A 16,818-nucleotide genomic window follows, 5' to 3' on the forward strand; every position below is an offset into this window, starting at 1 on the left:
GATTATTGTGGAGCAGATCATGAAAACGACTCGCAGGCTTTTCCTGGCTGTCGGCGGCGGCGGCCTCCTGGCCGGCATGCTGGGCGCGCTGGCCGGCCCGGGCGGTCAGGCTCGCGCGGCGCAGGAGACCTACGCGGTGATGCACAGCGATGCCGAATGGCGGACCCTGCTGACCCCGGCGCAATACGCCGTATTGCGTCAGGCCGATACTGAGCGCCCCTATTCCAGCCCGCTGGACCACGAGCATCGCGACGGCACGTATGCCTGCGCCGGTTGCGCGCAGCCGCTGTTCTCGTCGCAGACCAAGTTCGACAGCGGCACCGGCTGGCCCAGTTTCTGGCAGCCGCTGCCGCACGCGGTAGGCACGACGCGCGACCGCAGCTTCGGCATGGTGCGCACCGCGGTGCATTGCTCGCGCTGCGGCGGCCACCTGGGCCATGTATTTGACGACGGACCCCGCCCCACCGGATTACGCTATTGCATGAACGGCGTTGCCCTGGCTTTCAGTCCGGCGGCCTCTTGACAGGCTTCTCTACAGGAAATTCATCATGAACTCCACACGCGCCACGCCGGCTGCCAAGTCCGGATTCCTGTCACGCCGCGCCAGCTTCCGCCTGGCGGGCGCGGCCCTGCTTGCCGGCGCCGCCTGGTTCACTTTCCAGACGCCAGGCAGGGCCGCCGAGGCCGTTTACCGTATTCCGCCTCCTGCCATGGACCTGCCCGCCGGTGACGCGCACACGGCGACCGCGGTGCTCGCCGGCGGCTGCTTCTGGGGCGTGCAGGCGGTGTTCCAGCACGTGCAAGGGGTGACGCAGGCCCTGTCGGGCTACGCCGGTGGCAATGCCGGCTCCGCCAACTACGACACCGTCAGCAGCGGCCGCACGGGCCATGCCGAGGCCGTGCAGATTACCTACGATCCCACCCGCGTTTCATACGGGCAGCTGTTGCAGATCTATTTCTCGGTGGCCCACGACCCCACCCAGCACAACCGCCAGGGCCCGGACGTGGGCACGCAGTACCGGTCGGCCATCTTCCCGGCCAGCGATGACCAGCGGAAAGTCGCCGAAGCCTATATCGCACAGTTGAACCGCTCAGGCATTTATCCCAAGCCGCTGGCGACCACTGTCGAGAACCTGCAGGGTTTCTATCCTGCCGAAAATTATCACCAGGACTACCTGGCGCATCACCCGGACAGCCTGTATATCGTGATCAACGACCAGCCCAAGATAGAAAATCTGGCCAAGGAGTATCCCGCGCGGTTCCGGCAAACGCCGGTCCTGGTGGGCGGCTGACTCTGCGCAGCGGGCCACTCTGCTTGACGTTGCCCGCCGGGCAGGCATAACCTCGAACCCGGGTTCAGGTTATGGAAGGGATAGTGTCTTCGACATCGGCGGTGCATCACTGTGTGGGCGTATTGCTGGCGGCGGGCGAAGGCCTGCGCTACCGTGCCGCGCGCCGCGCCTTGCGCGACGCCGCCCACAAGCTGCTGGCCCGCCTGCCTGACGGGCGCCTGGTGGCCCAGGCCAGCGCCAGCACGCTACTGGCGGCCTTGCCCGACACCGTCGCCGTGGTGGGCGACCGGCCGCCCGAACTGCCCGCCCTGCTGTCGCGGCTGGGCTGCTCCATTCTGAATGCGCCCGCGGCTCCGCGCGGCATGGGGGTTTCGCTGGCCGCGGCGGCCCGCCACCTGCTGGCCCGCCCTGCCCCGGCCGGACAACTGCCCGGCTGTGTCGTGGCGCTGGCCGACATGCCGTGGCTGCGGCCCGATACCCTGCGCCTGCTGCTGCAGCAGGCCGCCAGCGATCGCATCGTGGTGCCCGTATGCCAGGGCCGGCGCGGCCACCCCGTGGTGTTCGGCGGAACTTATCTGCCCGAGCTGGCCGAGCTCGATGGCGATACGGGCGCGCGGGCCTTGCTGCAACGGCATGGCGCGCTCGAAATCGAATGCGACGATGCCGGCGTGCTGCAAGACATCGACACCCCCCAAGACCTGCTCACAGGAAACCCTACCCCATGAATCCTCTAGACATGGACGTGCTGCGCCAGGCGCGCGACTGGATCGCCCAGGGCCATGCCGTGCACCTGGCCACGGTGGCGCAAACCTGGGGCTCGGCGCCCCGCCAGGCCGGCGCGCTGATGGCCTTGCGTGGCGACGGGCGTATAGCGGGATCGGTATCGGGCGGTTGCGTCGAAGACGACCTGATCGCCCAGGCCAAGGCCGGCCGGCTGCCCGGCCGGCCCGAGCGCATTACCTATGGCGTGACCAGCGACGAGGCCGCGCGCTTTGGCCTGCCTTGCGGCGGCACGCTGCGCCTGGTGATCGAACCGTTGGCGCAAGCCGAATGGCTGCAAGCCGTGCTGGCCGCCATCGACGCACAGCAGCTGGTGGCCCGCACGCTCGACTTGCAGACCGGCGCCTGTACGGTGGCGCCGGCCAGCCCGGCGGATGGCCCCGACTTCGATGGCCGCATACTGCGGGCCGTGTATGGACCGCAATGGCGGCTGCTGATCATCGGCGCCAACCAGACGGCGCGCGCCCTGTGTGGCATCGCCGCCATGCTGGATTTCCGCGTGCTGGTGTGCGACCCGCGCGAAGAGCTGTACGCCGGCTGGGATGCGCCGCATTGCACCCTGCTGACCAGCATGCCCGACGACGCCGTGCTCGAGATCGGCGTGGACGCGCGCACGGCCATCGTGGCCCTGACGCACGATCCCAAGCTCGACGACATGGCCTTGCTGGAAGCCCTGAAATCGCCGGCCTTCTATGTCGGCGCGCTGGGGTCGCGCCCCAACCAGGCCAAGCGCCGCGAACGCCTGCGCCAGTTCGACCTGGACGACGCCCAGATCGCGCGCCTGCACGGTCCGGTGGGCCTGCGCATCGCCAGCCGCACGCCTGCCGAGATCGCGGTAGCCGTGGCGGCCGAGCTGGTGTGGGTGCGAAATTCCCTGGGCACCGCCCAGGCGTCGTCTTATCTGGACGTTGGCAGCCTGCCTGACGGCACGTCGCGCATCAAGGCCGATCCGGCCGCATAACCACGCCGGCGCGCCGCGCGCCGCCGGCCCTGGAATGCCACCCTCAGGAGTGCCGCATGAGCCTTGCCAATCCGTCCCGCCGTTCGTTCCTGAAGACAGTCGCCATCGGCGGCACGACGATCTACATTGCGCCGCTGGGCAGCAAGGCGTATGCCGCGCTGTTCGAACAGCAATTGCTGACGCCGGTGCAATGGAACGCGACCGACGGGCGCGCCCGGTTCCGCATCGACGGCATCGCCAAGGTGACCGGCTCGAAAATCTTCGCGCGCGACATTCGCGCGCGCGACCTGCCCAACTGGCCGCACGAGCAGTCACATGCGTTGATCCTGCGCGCCACCCGGGCCGACCGCCAGTATGCCGGCCTGGACCTGGCCGTGCTGGGCCTGGACCTGCAGCCCGACCGGCTGGTGACCGCGCAAGATCTGGAAAGCGACGGCATTGCCTTTCCGTCGTTCTATGGCGACGACATGCTGCTGCCTGAAGGCAAGACGCCCGCCTACCTGGGCCACGCCGTGGCCATCCTGATCTATCACGATTTCGCGCGGTTTCGCTATGCCAAGAACAAGCTGCAGTTCCGCGACGACGTGGTGCGGTATGGCGCGCACACCGGGCCCTTGCAGCGCGATCCGTGGGGCACGTTCCGGTTTGTGCGTGTCGGAGGCGCCACCGGCTACGACGAAGATGTTTATTCCAGCCTGAAAGATGCGCCGGTGTTTCCCAGCACCATGCGCAAGCATTTGCCGGTATGGCCCGACGGCATTGATCACGGCAAGCTGGGCGAGCAAGGCATGTACTACGCCGCACGCATCGCCGCCGAGCTCGACCAGCCGCCGGCCGACTGGCTGGTCATGCAGCGCGACTATCAAACGCAATCGGTGGACACGGCTGCGCTGGAGCCCGACAACGCCAACTGCTGGTACGACGCCGGACAGCAGGCGCTGCATATGGTCGTGCCCACCCAGTCGCCGCAAGAAGTGGCGGAAAGCACGGCCGAAATGACCGCCAAGGGGCGTTATCCGGTGCGCAAGGTGTTCCTGCACCCCTGCTATACGGTGGGCTACGGCTCGAAAGACCACTGCAATATGCCGTTCTATGGGGTGGTCTGCGCGCTGTACGGCGAGGGCCGCCCGGTGCGCATCGCCAACGACCGCTACGAACAATTCCAGACATCTCTCAAGCGCCACGCTTTCGACATGCGCTACCGCATCGCGGTGGATCGCAAGACAGGGCTGATGCAGGCCTTCCAGGGGCACCTCGAGGCCAATGGCGGCGGACGCGCCAATTTTTCGCCGTCGGTGGCGATGGTGGGCGCGACGGCCGCGCAGTCCATCTACTACTTTCCGAAGAACGACCTGACGGCTGTCGCCAACGCCAGCCGCGCCATCGATGCCGGCTCGGCGCGCGGCTACGGCACCTTGCAAAGCATGGCCGCCACCGAAATGATGGTGGACGAGATCGCGGCCGAACTGCAGCTCGATCCCATCGAGTTCCGGCTGCGCAATGTGCTGAAGTCGGGCATGAAGAACACCCAGGGCGCGGTGCCGGCTGGCGCCGTGCGGGCCGATGAAATCCTGCGCAAAGCGGCGGCTCATCCATTATGGACCGGACGCGCCCGCAAAAAGGCCGATTACGAGAGTGACCATCCGGGCCAGCGCTACGGCGTGGGTTTCGCCTGTGTGCAGAAAGACTTCGGCACCGGCGCCGAATCGTCATTTGCGCGCGTCGAGGTCGACGCGCAGGGCCGCATCAGCCTGTTCCACAGCGGCACCGAGATCGGCACCGGCATGAGCACGTCGCAGGCGCTGGTGTGCGCCCGGTGGCTGGGCATGCCGGCCACCCAGGTGACGACCTCGGTGATCGACTGGCCCGAATTGCCCATGCACACCAGCGGCGACCCCTACCTGATGAGCCAGCAAGAGCAGGATCGCCTGTCGCGCGATCCCGCCTGGACGCCGGCCTATGCCTCGCCGTCCAGCGCCACCAACTCGGCATTCTATTTCGCGCACACGACCCGCGAGGCCGCGCGCGTGGTGTTCTTGCACGGCTTGTGGCCCGCCGCGCTGGACTTCTGGCAGCGCGGCCTGGGCGGCGGGCAGGCCGCGCCGCTGGTGGTGCGGCCCGAAGATGCGCGCTGGGAACAAGGCGCCCTGACCTGCGCGGGCATGCAGCCGCTGCCCCTGGCCCAGCTGGCGCAACGCGCCCACGAAATGGGCCTGGTGACCGGCGCGGTCGTGCACGCGTTCAACCGCTGGCAATGGACCGAGGCCGAATTTCCCATCGATGACCAGGCGCACCGATTGCCATTGGACGGCCTGGCGCTGCGCCACGGTGTTGGCGCGGCGGGCGCGCCCCGCGATGCTCATGAGCCCGCGGCTGGCAATTACCGGGTCGTGCCGCGCACCCAAGTGTTCATTCCGCCGGTTCAGCGCAATAACGCGGCGGTAACCTACTACACCGCGGTGGGCACCCTGGTTGAACTGGCCGTGCATGAAGCCACGGGCAAAGTCGAGCTGCTGTCGCACCATTCGCTGATGGAATGCGGCAACATGATTTCGCCCGAGCTGGTTTCCAGCCAGCTGCAGGGCGGCCTGGCCATGGGCATCGGCCATGCCCTGCACGAATACCTGCCGCTGTACGAAGACGGCCCCGGCAATGGCACCTGGAACTTCAACCGCTATCACCTGCCATTGGCCAGCGAGGTGGCCCTGTGGAAGCAGACCGCCGACATCCTGCCGCCGCTGTCAGAAACCGACCCGCCCAAGGGCGTGGCCGAGGTCGTGATGATTCCTGTCGTGGGCGCCATCGTCAACGGTCTGGCCCACGCGATCGATCACCGGTTTACCGCCTTGCCCGTCACCCCCGGGCGAATACTGGAGGCCCTGGCATGAGCATCCCCACCGAATCTCTCAGCCTGACCATCAATGGCAAGGCCATCGGCCCGCTGCAAGTGCCGGCCAACCTGATGATGATCGATTTCCTGCACGAGTATGCGGGGCTGACCGGGTCGCGGCTGGGTTGCGGCCAGGGCATCTGCCACGCCTGCGTGGTCATCCTGGACAAGCCCGACGGCACCAGCGAGGAAATCCGCACCTGCATCACCGGCGCGCTGTTCTTCCAGGGCAAGCGCGTGCGCACGGTCGAGGCGCACGGCCGGCGCAATGCGCAGGGGGAAACCGTGGAGCTGTCGCCGATCCAGCAGAAATTCCTGGATCACTACAGCTTCCAGTGCGGCTACTGTACGCCCGGCTTCGTCAATGCCGCCACCGTGCTGGTCGAGCGGCTGCGACGCCAGCCGATCGAGCGGGCGCAGGTCGAAGAGGTGGTCACCCAGGCCCTGGATCACCACATCTGCCGATGTACCGGCTATGTGCGCTACCACCAGGCAGTCAAGGACGTGGTGCTCAGCACCCCCGGCCTGACGACCGGAGTCTGACCATGGCCCAGCTACTGTTCATGCGAGCCACGCTGGCGGCCGCTGGCTTGGCGGCCCTGGCCGCCTGCAGCCAGGGCGATGATGCGCCCCCGCCGCCCGAGCCGCCCATCGCGGCCGGGCAAGACACGCTGCTGCGCGGACGCTACCTGGTGCGGGCGGCCGACTGCGCCGCCTGCCATACCGCCGAGAACGGCGCGCCCTTTGCCGGCGGCGTGCCGCTGGCTTCGCCGTTCGGAAAGTTCTATGGCACCAACATCACGCCCGACGCCGAGCACGGCATCGGCAAGTGGAACGCCGACGACTTCTACGCCGCCCTGCACGATGGCGTGGCCCCGGACCGGCACCTGTATCCAGCCATGCCCTATACCTCGTACCGGCAACTGAGCCGCGCCGACAGCGACGCGATGTTTGCGTACCTGCGTAGCGTCAAGCCGGCGCCGGTGCCCAACCGCGAGCCGGAGCTCAGTTTTCCGTACAACCTGCGCTTCGGTGTGCGGTTCTGGAACTGGCTGTTCCTGGAAGACAGCCTGCCAGACGCCTCGCGTGGCGACTCCCAGGCCTGGCTGCGCGGCCGCTATCTGGCCGGCGCGCTTGGCCATTGCGCCGAATGCCATACGCCGCGCGGCAAGCTGGGCCAGCTCGATGCCGAACGGCCCTTGCAAGGCGGCGCGCTGGGCCGCATCAAGGCGCCAGACATCTCGCCCGGGGGGCTGGCCGCGCGCGGCTGGACGGCCGGCGACCTGAATGCCCTGTTCGCCACCGGCATTGCGCCCCAGGGCGCGGTATTCGACGAAATGTTCCCGGTCGTGCACTTGAGCACGCAGCATCTGGCTAAAGAGGACATTGCGGCGCTGAGCACCTACCTGCTCGGCGACGCGCCGGCCGCGCCCACGGCGGTGCGTCCAGCCGAAATGGAACCCCGGCTGCGCGACAGCGGAAACCGCCTGTATACCGCGCTGTGCGCCGGCTGCCATGGCTTCGAGGGCGAAGGCAAACCGGGCGTCGCGGTGGCCATGCAGGGCAGCGCCGCGCTGCGCGACGCCGATGCGCATAACCTGGTCGCGGTCATGCTGGATGGCATCAAGGCGCAGGATTTTCCCGGCACCGCCGCCATGCAGGCCATGCCCGGTTTCGCCGGCACGCTCAGCAACGCCGAACTGGCCGACCTGGCCAATTACCTGCGCGCCCGCTGGGGTGGACAGGCATCTGGCGTTACCGCGGAGTCAGTCCAGGCGCTGCGCCAATGATCCGGCCACGAAGTTGATGTAAATCAAAAGGAATCCTGTCTGAGTCGCTATCCTGGAATAGAGAATTCAACTCGCAATTCAATATCACGGAGCGCTCCATGCAGAAAATCCTGGTCCCCATCGATGGTTCCGAATGCGCCCTGCGCGCCTTGCAAACGGCCATAGCCATGGCGGGGCGGCATGGCGACACCGAGCTGCATTTGCTGAACGCCCCGCTGCCTATTCTGTCGGGCCACGCGCGCATGTTCCTCAGCAAGCAAGATGTGCAGAACTACTATGACGACGAAGGCGACAAGGCCCTGGTCGATGCCCGCCAGGCCGCCGAACAGGCCGGCGTGCCGTTCGTTACCGTGGTGCAGCCGGGGCATTCGGCGCAAATCATTGCCGACTACGCCCGCACCCACCAATGCGCCCACATCGTCATGGGCACGCGCGGCCTCAGCGCCCTGCCCGGCATACTGCTGGGTTCGGTGGCCAGCAAAGTCATCCACCTGGCCGACGTGCCCGTCACGCTGGTGAAGTAGTTTCAGCCCGGCCCGCCGCCTACGGGCGGCCCGGGCTGCCTTTCCAGAGGCGCAGCAGGGGTTCGGGCGCACGCGCCTCGGGCACCTGGAACCGCACGGCGGGCGCCTCGTCCACGAACCAGATCTCAATTCTGAAATACCGCTGGTCGCCGCCGCCCGGCTCGTCCGCGCCGGCCGCCAGCGGCGCGGCCTGGAGCAAGGCCTGGCACACTTCCCGGCGGGTATCCTCGGGGCACGAGCGCAAATCGATGTCGCGCGGCGCCGCGCGGGCCGGCAGGTAGGCCACCCCACCCTGGCGCGACAGCCGCACCAGCGTGGCCTGCGATAGAGGCGGCAGTTCGATCATGGCAGCACGCCTACCTGGCGCCAGGCTTCGCGCACGGCCTGTCGGGTGGCCGCGTCGGCGCTGGCGGCCTCGAGGGTCAGCGTCGCAAAAGACGCGAAATCGGCCTGCGCGCCCAGGCGCTTGTCGCGCAAAGCGTCGTACCACACGCGCCCCGCCCGCTGCCAGGCCGGCCCGCCCAGCGCCGTGGCGGCCAGGTAAAAGGCCCGGTTGGGAATGCCCGAATTGATATGCACCCCGCCATTGTCATCGGTGGTGTCGACGTAATCCTGCATATGGGCGGGCTGCGGGTCTTTGCCCAGCGCCGGGTCATCGTAGGCGGAGCCGGGCTGCGCCATCGAGCGCAATGCGCGCGCGTTGACGGCCGAGGTGAACAGGCCGGCGCCGATCAGCCAGTCCGCCTGGTCGGCTGTCTGGCCGGCACGATGCTGCTTGACCAGCGACCCGAACACATCCGACAGGGACTCGTTCAACGCCCCGGACTGCCCCTGGTAGCGCAGGCCGGCTTCGTGGTCGATGACGCCATGGCTCAGCTCGTGGCCGACGATATCGACGGCCACGGTAAAGCGGTTGAAGACCTCGCCGTCGCCATCGCCGAACACCATTTGCGCGCCGTTCCAGAAGGCATTGTCGTAGTCCTCGCCGTAGTGCACGGTGCCCACCAGCGGCAGGCCCGCATTGTCGATGGAATGGCGGCGATACACCTGCCAGAACATGTCGTAGGTGGCTCCCAGGTGCTCATAGGCCTCGTCGACCGCCGGGTCGCCGCTGGGCGGCTGGCCTTCTGCGCGCACCAGCAGGCCCGGCAGGACGGTGCCATTGGTGGCGCTGTGCACCGCGCGACTCACCTGGCCGGGCGGCGAAACCGCGGTTGCCGGCGCGCGCGTTCCGGCGGGCGCGGCCGTGGCGGTGGCGCGCAGGCTGCGCGCCTGCGCTTCCAGGCGCAGGGTGCTCAGGGCGCGCTGGCGCACGCGCGGACTGGCATGGCGCGTCAGGCGGTCGAGCATGTAGGGCGGAATCACGCCGGAGCACCAGGGATCGGACATGACACGGGACATGAACGGGCCTCCTTGGCCGGATGTGGCCGGCTACGCTTTCACATTAGCAGAAAAGCATGGCGCCGGTATCGCATGCCCGCCGCCTGGACCAAGCCCCCAAGGCTTCTTGCTATTCACAAAGGATTTGCAATAATGACTGCGCTCGCGGCGGGGGAACCAAGCCGGTCCGACGGGCTCTTACAGCGGGCCATCCTTCAAACAACACAAGAGAATCACCATGATCAAATCTGATGATACCGGCAAGCTCATCCTGCGCCTGAGCCTGGGCATACTGGTGCTGATGCACGGCCTGGCGAAACTTTCCGGCGGCGTGGGCGGCATCGCCGGCATGCTGTCCGGACACGGCCTGCCCGGCTTTCTGGCCTATGGCGCCTACGTCGGCGAGGTCGTCGGGCCGCTCCTGGTCATTCTGGGCCTGTACAGCCGCCTGGGCGCGCTGTTTATCGTGATCAACATGATCGTGGCCATCCTGCTGGCGCACATGGGGCAATTGTCTTCCCTCACGCAACAAGGGGGCTGGGCCCTGGAACTGCAAGGCATGTACCTGTTCGGCGCCCTGGCCGTGGCGTTCATGGGCGCGGGCCGTTTCTCCCTTGGCGGTTCCGGCGGCCGCTGGAACTGAAGCCCGTTTCTTCTGTAGCGAGAGCCGCGCGCCCGTTGGGCGTGCCGGCTTGTGGGCGGGGCCGCGCAAGCGGCCCCGTCTGTATTGGCGCCAGGCATTGGTGCTAGCATGAACCGGTGCATCAGCCGGGGCACGCCCCGACGCTGCCAGGAGACCGCCATGAAACACGCTCTTGCCATGCTGGCATTGGCCGCCGCGCTGGGCGGCCCGTTGGCCGCGCGGGCCGAATTGCCCGTGGGCGCGCCGGCGCCCGATTTTTCGGCGCCCGCCTCGCTGGGCGGCCAGGTATACACCTTCAAGCTGGCCCAGGCGCTGGCGCAGGGGCCGGTGGTGCTGTACTTCTATCCCGCGGCTTTCACGCAGGGGTGCACCATCGAGGCGCGCAACTTCGCCGAGGCTACCGACGACTACCAGGCGCTGGGAGCCAAGGTCATTGGCGTGTCGGCCGACGATATCGACACATTGAAGAAGTTCTCGGTCAGTGAATGCCGCAGCAAATTCGCGGTGGCCGCCGATGGCGACCAGTCCATCATGAAGGCCTACGATGCCGTGCACGATCGCCGGCCCGAGTACGCCAAGCGGGTTTCTTACGTGATCACGCCGGACGGCAAGATTCTGTACGCCTATACCGACATGAGCCCGGACCACCACGTGGCCAATACCCTGCAGGCGTTGCGCCAGTGGCGCGCGACGCAGCCCGGGGCCGGCCAGTAGCCGGCGCGGCCTCGCGACAGGCTCAGCGAGTAGCGCCGGGCAGGATTTCCAGCACGCGCTCGGTCGGGCGGCACAGGCGGGCGCCCTGCTCGGTGACCACGAACGGGCGGTTGATGAGAATCGGATTCTCGACCATGGCGTCGAGCAGTTCGTCGTCGGATACGCCGGCCGCGTCCAGGCCCAATTCCTGGTAAACCGGCTCTTTGGCGCGCACGGCCTCTCGCACGCTTAGCCCCGATTGCTGGATGAGGCCGGCCAGCGTCTGGCGGGACGGCGGCGATTTCAGGTATTCGATGACGGTGGGTTCGATTCCTGCGTCACGGATCATCTGCAGCACATTGCGCGAGGTGCTGCAGCGCGGGTTGTGATAAATGGTGGCGGACATGCGAACTCCTTGGCCAAAGCCACAGTCTACCCAATCGGGCCGCGCGGCGGCAGGCCTGCCCTAGCTGAACGGCCACACCGTGGGGTGCGTGCCAGGCGGCATCGAGGGCCGTGCCCAACGCGCCGGCGTCAGCGAGAACTGCGCCGCATGCCGCACCGCCGCCAATTGCCCGAAGCCCGACGATTCGCTTTCCAGAAAGCCCTCGATCGGCGGCATGGCGCACTGCAGGCCATCGGGAACGCGGCCCAGCGAGCGCAGCCAGCGCGCCGTCTGCGCCAGCGACACGCGCACATGCCACGAGCCGCCTTCGACGGCCTGGCGCGCCAGCGCCGCCTGCGCCCCGTAGGCCATCAGGTAGCCCGAGGCGTGGTCGAGTATCTGCATGGGTAGCGGCTTGGGGGCCTGCGAGCCGGCCGCCTGGGCCTCGGCGTGATTGAAGCCGGTGGCCGTCTGCACCAGTGAATCGAAACCGCGCCTTTGCGCCCAGGGGCCGCTGTCGCCATACGCCGACAGCGACACATAGACAATGCCCGGCCGCAGGCGGGCGGCTTCCTGAGGGCCGAAGCCCAGCGCCTGCATGGCGCCGGGCCGGTAGCCCTGCACGAACACATGGGCGCTGCGCAGCAGGTTGGCCAGCGCGATGCGGCCATCGGCGGTTTCCAGGTCAGCGTGCACCGACAGCTTGCCGCGGCTGGTTTCCGCGATGGTCTCGATGTTGGGCAGGTGTGGCGAGTTGATCAGCATGACATCGGCGCCATAGGCCGCGAGCGCGCGGCCGCATACCGGCCCGGCGATGATGCGCGTCAGGTCCAGCACGCGTATGTCTTTCAGCGGCCGGGCGTCGTGGCCGTAGCGTGGCAGCGGCCGAGGGTCGGCTTCGCCGATGCGCTCGACCGCAAGGGCCGGCTGGCCGGCCAGCGCCAGCCCTTGCGGGTGGCGATCCCATTCGTCGAAGCTGCGCATGGCGGCGACCACCAGCCCCGCTTCGGCGGCCTGCTGTTCGAAATCGAGCGCGCGCCATTGCGACAACGCCTGCTCGACTTGCGCTCGCGTGGTGGCGGCGCCAGTGGGGCAACCCAGCAAGGCCAGCGCGCCATCGCGATGGTGGGCGAAATTGGCATGGATGCGCACCCAGCCGCCGTCGCCGCAGCGGTACGCGCCCGTGATCTTGTCCCGCACCTCCGGCGTCACGCCGTCCAGCGTGAAATAGCTGCGGCATTCCTGCGCCGCGTGCAGCATGTCCACCGCCACCCGTTGCCGCGCGCCGCCGCGCAGGTGCCACAGCTCGGCGGCGGCCAGGGCTGCCGCCGCCATGCTGGCCTGGGCGGCCGTGCCTACCGGGAAAGATGACGGCAGCACTGGCTCGGCGCCCGACAAATCTATGTAGTCCATGGCCTCGTCGGGCATGTCGAGCGCGCGCCACAAGCCTTGCAGCGCATCGCGCGCGGTCTTGTTGCTGCGGGATTGCCCGTCGGGATATAGCGGGCGCGAGTCCATCAGGTTTGCCATTTCACTGCCACATCATCGTTTGGTTGTTCGATTACAGGGCGGCCCACGGACGGCGTCAATACGCCTGCCAGGCGCGCCGGGCCACCGGACACAACTTCTTGTAGGTTTTACATGTGCCCGGCGCGGTCCAGCCGCCGCAAGAAGACCTGCAGTTCCTTGATGACCTGCTGATCGCCCCGCGCCTGGGCCGCTTCGATGCCGCGTTGCCAGGCCGCGCGGGCGCCGGGCGCGTCGCCCTGCCCTTGCAGCGCCTTGCCCAGCCACTTCCAGGCCACTGAATAGCCCGGGTCGAATGCCAGCGCGGCCCGCAAATGCGGAACGGCCGTGGCGTATTGCTCGCCCTCTACGTAGGCCTTGCCCAGCGAAAAGCGCAATAGCAGGTTGTCCTGGCCTGTGGCCAGCATGGTTTCGAGTCGTTCAGTCAGGCTTTGCATGGTGTGTTCCCGTAGCGCTACGCCATGAAGCCATGATAGGCCATCGTGCCGCGGGCACCGGCCTGAACCATGTTCGTGCAAGGGAATCTGCGGCGCGGCGCTACACTCGACCCAAGGGCTGCCCGGGCAGCATGGCGGCCCGCCACATGAGGGTTAGGCCATGAGCACGATCTACGATTTTTCCGCCCTGGACTTGAACGGCGAAGAGCAGGCGCTGGACGCGTTTCGCGGCCGGGTGCTGCTGGTGGTGAACGTGGCTTCGCAGTGCGGGTTCACGCCCCAGTATGCCGGGCTGGAGGCGCTGTACCGCGATTACCATGCGGCCGGCCTGTCGGTGCTAGGGTTCCCGTGCGACCAGTTCGGCCACCAAGAACCCGGTGACGAGGCTGCCATTCGCGATTTCTGCACGACGCAATATGGCGTCACGTTCCCGATGTTCGCCAAGATCGAAGTCAACGGCCCCGACGCCCACCCGCTGTACCGCTGGCTGAAGGGTGAAAAACCCGGCGTGCTGGGCACCGAGGCCATTAAGTGGAACTTCACCAAGTTCCTGGTGGGCCGCGACGGCCAGGTCATCAAGCGCTACGCGCCGACGGACAAGCCTTCGGCCCTGAAAGACGACATTCTGCGCGCCTGCGAAGCGGACACCTGAGTCCGCTACGGCCGCGCCGATTGCAGCGGCGGCAGGCGCCGCCGCACGGGACTGGACTTGACGATGGCGGTGTTGGTTTCGGCAAACTCGGTGATGCGGTCCAGCACGCCGTCGAGCTGCGAGATGGATTTCAGCAGCAGCCGCGCGATGAAGCAGTCGTCGCCCGTCACCTTGTCGCATTCAACGAATTCGCCGATGCCGGCAATCAATTTTTCGACCTTGCGCAACTGCCCGGGCAGCGGGCGGATGCGCACGATGGCGGTCAGCGTGTATCCCAGCGCCACCGGGTCGATGTCCAGCGTATAACCCCGCACTACCCCGGACTCTTCCAGCCGGCGCAGGCGGTCGGCCACGCTGGGAGCCGACATGCCGACCTGGCGCGCCAGGTCGGCGGTGGTGGTGCGTGCATTGGCGGTCAGCAGCTGCACCAGGCGGCGGTCGATGCCGTCCAGGACGTCGTTTTCAATAGTTAGGTTATTTGCCATATAAATATTCAAAACAAAGGCAGATTTATAAAAATGCTATTTTTTCAATATACTATACCGCAAACCTGCCTGGGATAATTTCTTCATCGACATCGATTCTCGATGCGCACTTTAAAGGTGATGCGATGAAGGCCAACAATGAAGCGGGCGGGCTGGCGCAAATGGCCGCCGCCATGGCGATCTCGGGCACGGTGGGCGTGTTCGTGCTGGAGTCCGGGCAAAGCGCCTGGAACGTGGTGTTCTTGCGCTGTGTATTCGGCGCGCTGGGGTTGCTGGCCTACTGCCTGGCGCGCGGCCTGCTGCGCCCGGGCATCTTCACGCGCGCCACGCTGGGCTGGACGCTGGTGGCCGGCGTGGCCATCGTGTTGAACTGGGTGCTGCTGTTTTCGTCGTACCGGCTGGCGTCCATTTCACTGGCCACGGCCGTCTATAACTTCCAGCCCTTTTTCCTGATCGCGCTGGGCGCCATATTCCTGGGCGAACGCCCTACCCTGGGCAAGCTGGGCTGGTCGGTGGCGGCCTTCGGAGGCCTGTTGCTGGTACTGCGCATCGAGCCCGCCGAACTGGCCCAAGCCGGCGGCTACCTGCACGGCCTGGCGCTGGCTCTGGGCGCCGGCGCGCTGTATGCGGTCACGTCGATCATTGTCAAGCGGCTCAAGCATATTGCGCCGCACGTGCTGGCGCTGGTGCAGGTCAGCCTGGGCGCACTGCTGCTGTTGCCCATGGTGGAGTTCGCCGCCCTGCCCGCCGCGCCAGCGCAATGGGGCATATTGGCGGCCATCGGCCTGGTGCACACCAGCCTGACCTACATCCTGCTCTACTCCGCCATCCAGAAACTGCCCACCACGTCGGTGGCGGCGCTGGCGTTCATTTACCCCGCGGTGGCCATCATGCTGGACTACATGGTGTACGGGCAGCGCCTGGCATGGTCGCAGGTGGCGGGGGTCAGCCTGATCCTGCTGGCCGCCGCGGGCGTCAGCCTGAACTGGCGCCTGCCCCGGCGGCAGGGTGGCGCGGGCCGCGACGCCGGCGCGGCGAGGGCCAGCCGGGCCTGACCGCCAGCGCTCGCTGCCGGCCGCAATGTCCCCACGGCCGGCCAGGCTTGCCGCGTTGCGCCGCGGCAAGCCGCTATCATGGATGCTGAAGTCGCCGCCCGTTGCGGGCGGCTCCAGCACAAAGGATACGCGCCATGATCGATCTCTATTACTGGACTACGCCCAACGGCCATAAGATCACGATGTTCCTCGAGGAAGCCGGCCTGCCGTACCGGATCATCCCCGTCAACATCAGCAAAGGCGAGCAGTTCCAGCCCGATTTCCTGGCCATCGCGCCGAACAACCGCATTCCCGCCATCGTCGACCAGGCGCCCAAGGACGGCGCCGCGCCGGTGTCCTTGTTCGAATCGGGGGCCATCCTGCTGTACCTGGCGGAGAAAACCGGCCGCTTCATTGCGCAAGACCTGCGCGGGCGGGCCGATACCCTGCAATGGCTGTTCTGGCAGATGGGCGGCCTGGGGCCCATGGCTGGCCAGAACCACCACTTTTCCGCCTATGCGCAAGAGCGCATTCCTTATGCCATCGATCGCTACGTCAATGAAACCAATCGCCTGTATGGCGTGCTGAACAAGCGCCTGGCCGACCGGGAATACGTGGCCGGCGAATACTCCATTGCCGACATGGCCGCCTACCCCTGGATCGTGCCGCACGAACGGCAAGGCCAGGACCTGAACGACTTCCCGCACCTGCACCGCTGGTTTCAGGCCATCCAGGCGCGGCCCGCCACGCAGCGCGCCTACGAAAAGGCCAAGCAGATCAACAGCGCGCCGTCGGTGCACACCGACGAATCGCGCCGCATCCTGTTCGGCCAGACTGCCCAAAACGTGCGCTGAGGCCGCCATGTCCGATGCTTCCCTGCAGTTCCGGCGGGCCCGCGCGGCGGATCTGGACGCCATCGTGGCCCTGCTGGCCGACGACGTGCTGGGCAGCGGCCGGGAAGACCCGTCCGTGCCGGCCGCCGATTGCTACGTACGAGCCTTCGACGCCATCGACCGCGATCCCAACCAATGGCTGGCCGTGGTCGAGCGCGGCGGCGCGGTGGTCGGCTGCCTGCAGCTGAGCTTCATTCCCGGCCTGTCGCGGCGCGGCCTGTGGCGAGGCCAGATCGAAAGCGTGCGCGTGGCTGCCGGCGAGCGCGGAGCCGGCACGGGCCGCGCCATGTTCGAATGGGCCATCGGACAGTGCCGCGAGCGCGGCTGCGGCCTGGTCCAGCTTACTACTGACAAGGCGCGCGTCGATGCCCGGCGCTTTTATGAATCACTGGGGTTTGTCGCCACCCACGAAGGCATGAAGCTGGAACTGGCCGCCTGACCCGGAGTCTTAT

The 16,818-nt window shown here is 67.3% G+C and carries 20 protein-coding genes; 14 read left to right on the forward strand and 6 right to left on the reverse strand.

The genetic code is table 11. From position 1 onward, the window contains the following. Positions 1–19: 19 nt before the first annotated feature. The 8 genes from msrB to BPET_RS12520 all read left to right on the forward strand — a co-directional run bounded on the left by msrB (position 20) and on the right by BPET_RS12520 (position 8,237). Positions 20–523: a peptide-methionine (R)-S-oxide reductase MsrB gene (msrB, locus tag BPET_RS12485; protein WP_012249379.1), complete on the forward strand. Its 504-nt coding sequence runs from the start codon at positions 20–22 to the stop codon at positions 521–523. Positions 524–548: 25 nt separating this feature from the next. Then, on the forward strand, positions 549–1,292 hold the full coding sequence (gene msrA / locus BPET_RS12490) for a peptide-methionine (S)-S-oxide reductase MsrA (RefSeq protein ID WP_012249380.1): 744 nt from the start codon (positions 549–551) through the stop codon (positions 1,290–1,292). An 83-nt stretch (positions 1,293–1,375) separates the two neighbouring features. Further along, positions 1,376–2,017: a nucleotidyltransferase family protein gene (locus BPET_RS12495; protein ID WP_012249381.1), complete on the forward strand. Its 642-nt coding sequence runs from the start codon at positions 1,376–1,378 to the stop codon at positions 2,015–2,017. Further along, positions 2,014–3,033 (forward strand): XdhC family protein, encoded by a 1,020-nt coding sequence (locus BPET_RS12500; protein ID WP_012249382.1) that lies wholly within the window; start codon positions 2,014–2,016, stop codon positions 3,031–3,033. The genes BPET_RS12495 and BPET_RS12500 overlap by 4 nt, the downstream gene beginning before the upstream one ends. 56 nt (positions 3,034–3,089) lie before the next feature. After that, positions 3,090–5,921 (forward strand): xanthine dehydrogenase family protein molybdopterin-binding subunit, encoded by a 2,832-nt coding sequence (locus BPET_RS12505; RefSeq protein WP_012249383.1) that lies wholly within the window; start codon positions 3,090–3,092, stop codon positions 5,919–5,921. Beyond that, the gene (locus BPET_RS12510) at positions 5,918–6,466 is read left to right on the forward strand and encodes a (2Fe-2S)-binding protein (RefSeq protein ID WP_012249384.1); all 549 of its coding nucleotides are present in this window, start codon (positions 5,918–5,920) and stop codon (positions 6,464–6,466) included. The genes BPET_RS12505 and BPET_RS12510 overlap by 4 nt, the downstream gene beginning before the upstream one ends. Positions 6,467–6,468: 2 nt before the next feature. After that, positions 6,469–7,713, forward strand: coding sequence for a cytochrome c (locus BPET_RS12515; protein WP_012249385.1), 1,245 nt, complete (start codon positions 6,469–6,471; stop codon positions 7,711–7,713). A gap of 98 nt (positions 7,714–7,811) precedes the next feature. Then, on the forward strand, positions 7,812–8,237 hold the full coding sequence (locus BPET_RS12520; RefSeq protein WP_012249386.1) for a universal stress protein: 426 nt from the start codon (positions 7,812–7,814) through the stop codon (positions 8,235–8,237). A 19-nt stretch (positions 8,238–8,256) separates the two neighbouring features. On the opposite strand, the gene BPET_RS12525 is transcribed toward BPET_RS12520, so the two are convergent. Together BPET_RS12525 and BPET_RS12530 are read right to left on the reverse strand one after the other, a co-directional pair. Then, positions 8,257–8,583, reverse strand: a complete 327-nt coding sequence (locus tag BPET_RS12525) for a protealysin inhibitor emfourin (RefSeq protein WP_012249387.1) — start codon at positions 8,581–8,583, stop codon at positions 8,257–8,259. After that, positions 8,580–9,638 (reverse strand): M4 family metallopeptidase, encoded by a 1,059-nt coding sequence (locus BPET_RS12530; protein WP_012249388.1) that lies wholly within the window; start codon positions 9,636–9,638, stop codon positions 8,580–8,582. Before BPET_RS12530 ends, BPET_RS12525 begins: the two co-directional genes overlap by 4 nt. 217 nt (positions 9,639–9,855) lie before the next feature. On the opposite strand from BPET_RS12530, the gene BPET_RS12535 reads away from it, so the two are divergent. Both BPET_RS12535 and BPET_RS12540 read left to right on the forward strand, forming a co-directional pair. After that, positions 9,856–10,260, forward strand: a complete 405-nt coding sequence (locus tag BPET_RS12535) for a DoxX family protein (RefSeq protein WP_012249389.1) — start codon at positions 9,856–9,858, stop codon at positions 10,258–10,260. A gap of 159 nt (positions 10,261–10,419) precedes the next feature. Further along, positions 10,420–10,974, forward strand: coding sequence for a peroxiredoxin (locus BPET_RS12540; RefSeq protein WP_012249390.1), 555 nt, complete (start codon positions 10,420–10,422; stop codon positions 10,972–10,974). Between the two features lie 22 nt (positions 10,975–10,996). On the opposite strand, the gene arsC is transcribed toward BPET_RS12540, so the two are convergent. The 3 genes from arsC to BPET_RS12555 all read right to left on the reverse strand — a co-directional run bounded on the left by arsC (position 10,997) and on the right by BPET_RS12555 (position 13,302). After that, a complete protein-coding gene (gene arsC / locus BPET_RS12545; protein WP_012249391.1) occupies positions 10,997–11,359 on the reverse strand; it encodes an arsenate reductase (glutaredoxin) in 363 nt (120 codons plus the stop codon). A gap of 60 nt (positions 11,360–11,419) precedes the next feature. Further along, positions 11,420–12,868 (reverse strand): CoA transferase, encoded by a 1,449-nt coding sequence (locus BPET_RS12550; RefSeq protein ID WP_012249392.1) that lies wholly within the window; start codon positions 12,866–12,868, stop codon positions 11,420–11,422. Positions 12,869–12,975: 107 nt separating this feature from the next. Next, on the reverse strand, positions 12,976–13,302 hold the full coding sequence (locus BPET_RS12555) for a tetratricopeptide repeat protein (RefSeq protein WP_012249393.1): 327 nt from the start codon (positions 13,300–13,302) through the stop codon (positions 12,976–12,978). A gap of 160 nt (positions 13,303–13,462) precedes the next feature. Between BPET_RS12555 and BPET_RS12560 the strand changes: the two genes are divergently transcribed. Beyond that, positions 13,463–13,954, forward strand: coding sequence for a glutathione peroxidase (locus BPET_RS12560; RefSeq protein ID WP_012249394.1), 492 nt, complete (start codon positions 13,463–13,465; stop codon positions 13,952–13,954). A 5-nt stretch (positions 13,955–13,959) separates the two neighbouring features. Here BPET_RS12560 and BPET_RS12565 read toward each other — a convergent pair whose 3' ends face one another. Beyond that, a complete protein-coding gene (locus tag BPET_RS12565) occupies positions 13,960–14,439 on the reverse strand; it encodes an Lrp/AsnC family transcriptional regulator (RefSeq protein ID WP_012249395.1) in 480 nt (159 codons plus the stop codon). A gap of 125 nt (positions 14,440–14,564) precedes the next feature. On the opposite strand from BPET_RS12565, the gene BPET_RS12570 reads away from it, so the two are divergent. From BPET_RS12570 to BPET_RS12580, 3 genes are all read left to right on the forward strand, one after another. Continuing rightward, on the forward strand, positions 14,565–15,494 hold the full coding sequence (locus BPET_RS12570) for a DMT family transporter (protein WP_012249396.1): 930 nt from the start codon (positions 14,565–14,567) through the stop codon (positions 15,492–15,494). Positions 15,495–15,628: 134 nt separating this feature from the next. Next, entirely contained in the window at positions 15,629–16,327 is a 699-nt protein-coding gene (locus BPET_RS12575; protein ID WP_012249397.1) for a glutathione binding-like protein, read from the forward strand. 7 nt (positions 16,328–16,334) lie between these two features. Next, on the forward strand, positions 16,335–16,805 hold the full coding sequence (locus BPET_RS12580) for a GNAT family N-acetyltransferase (RefSeq protein ID WP_012249398.1): 471 nt from the start codon (positions 16,335–16,337) through the stop codon (positions 16,803–16,805). Positions 16,806–16,818 lie beyond the last annotated feature (13 nt).

Source organism: Bordetella petrii (genome assembly GCF_000067205.1).
Taxonomy (GTDB): Bacteria; Pseudomonadota; Gammaproteobacteria; order Burkholderiales; family Burkholderiaceae_B; genus Bordetella_A; species Bordetella_A petrii.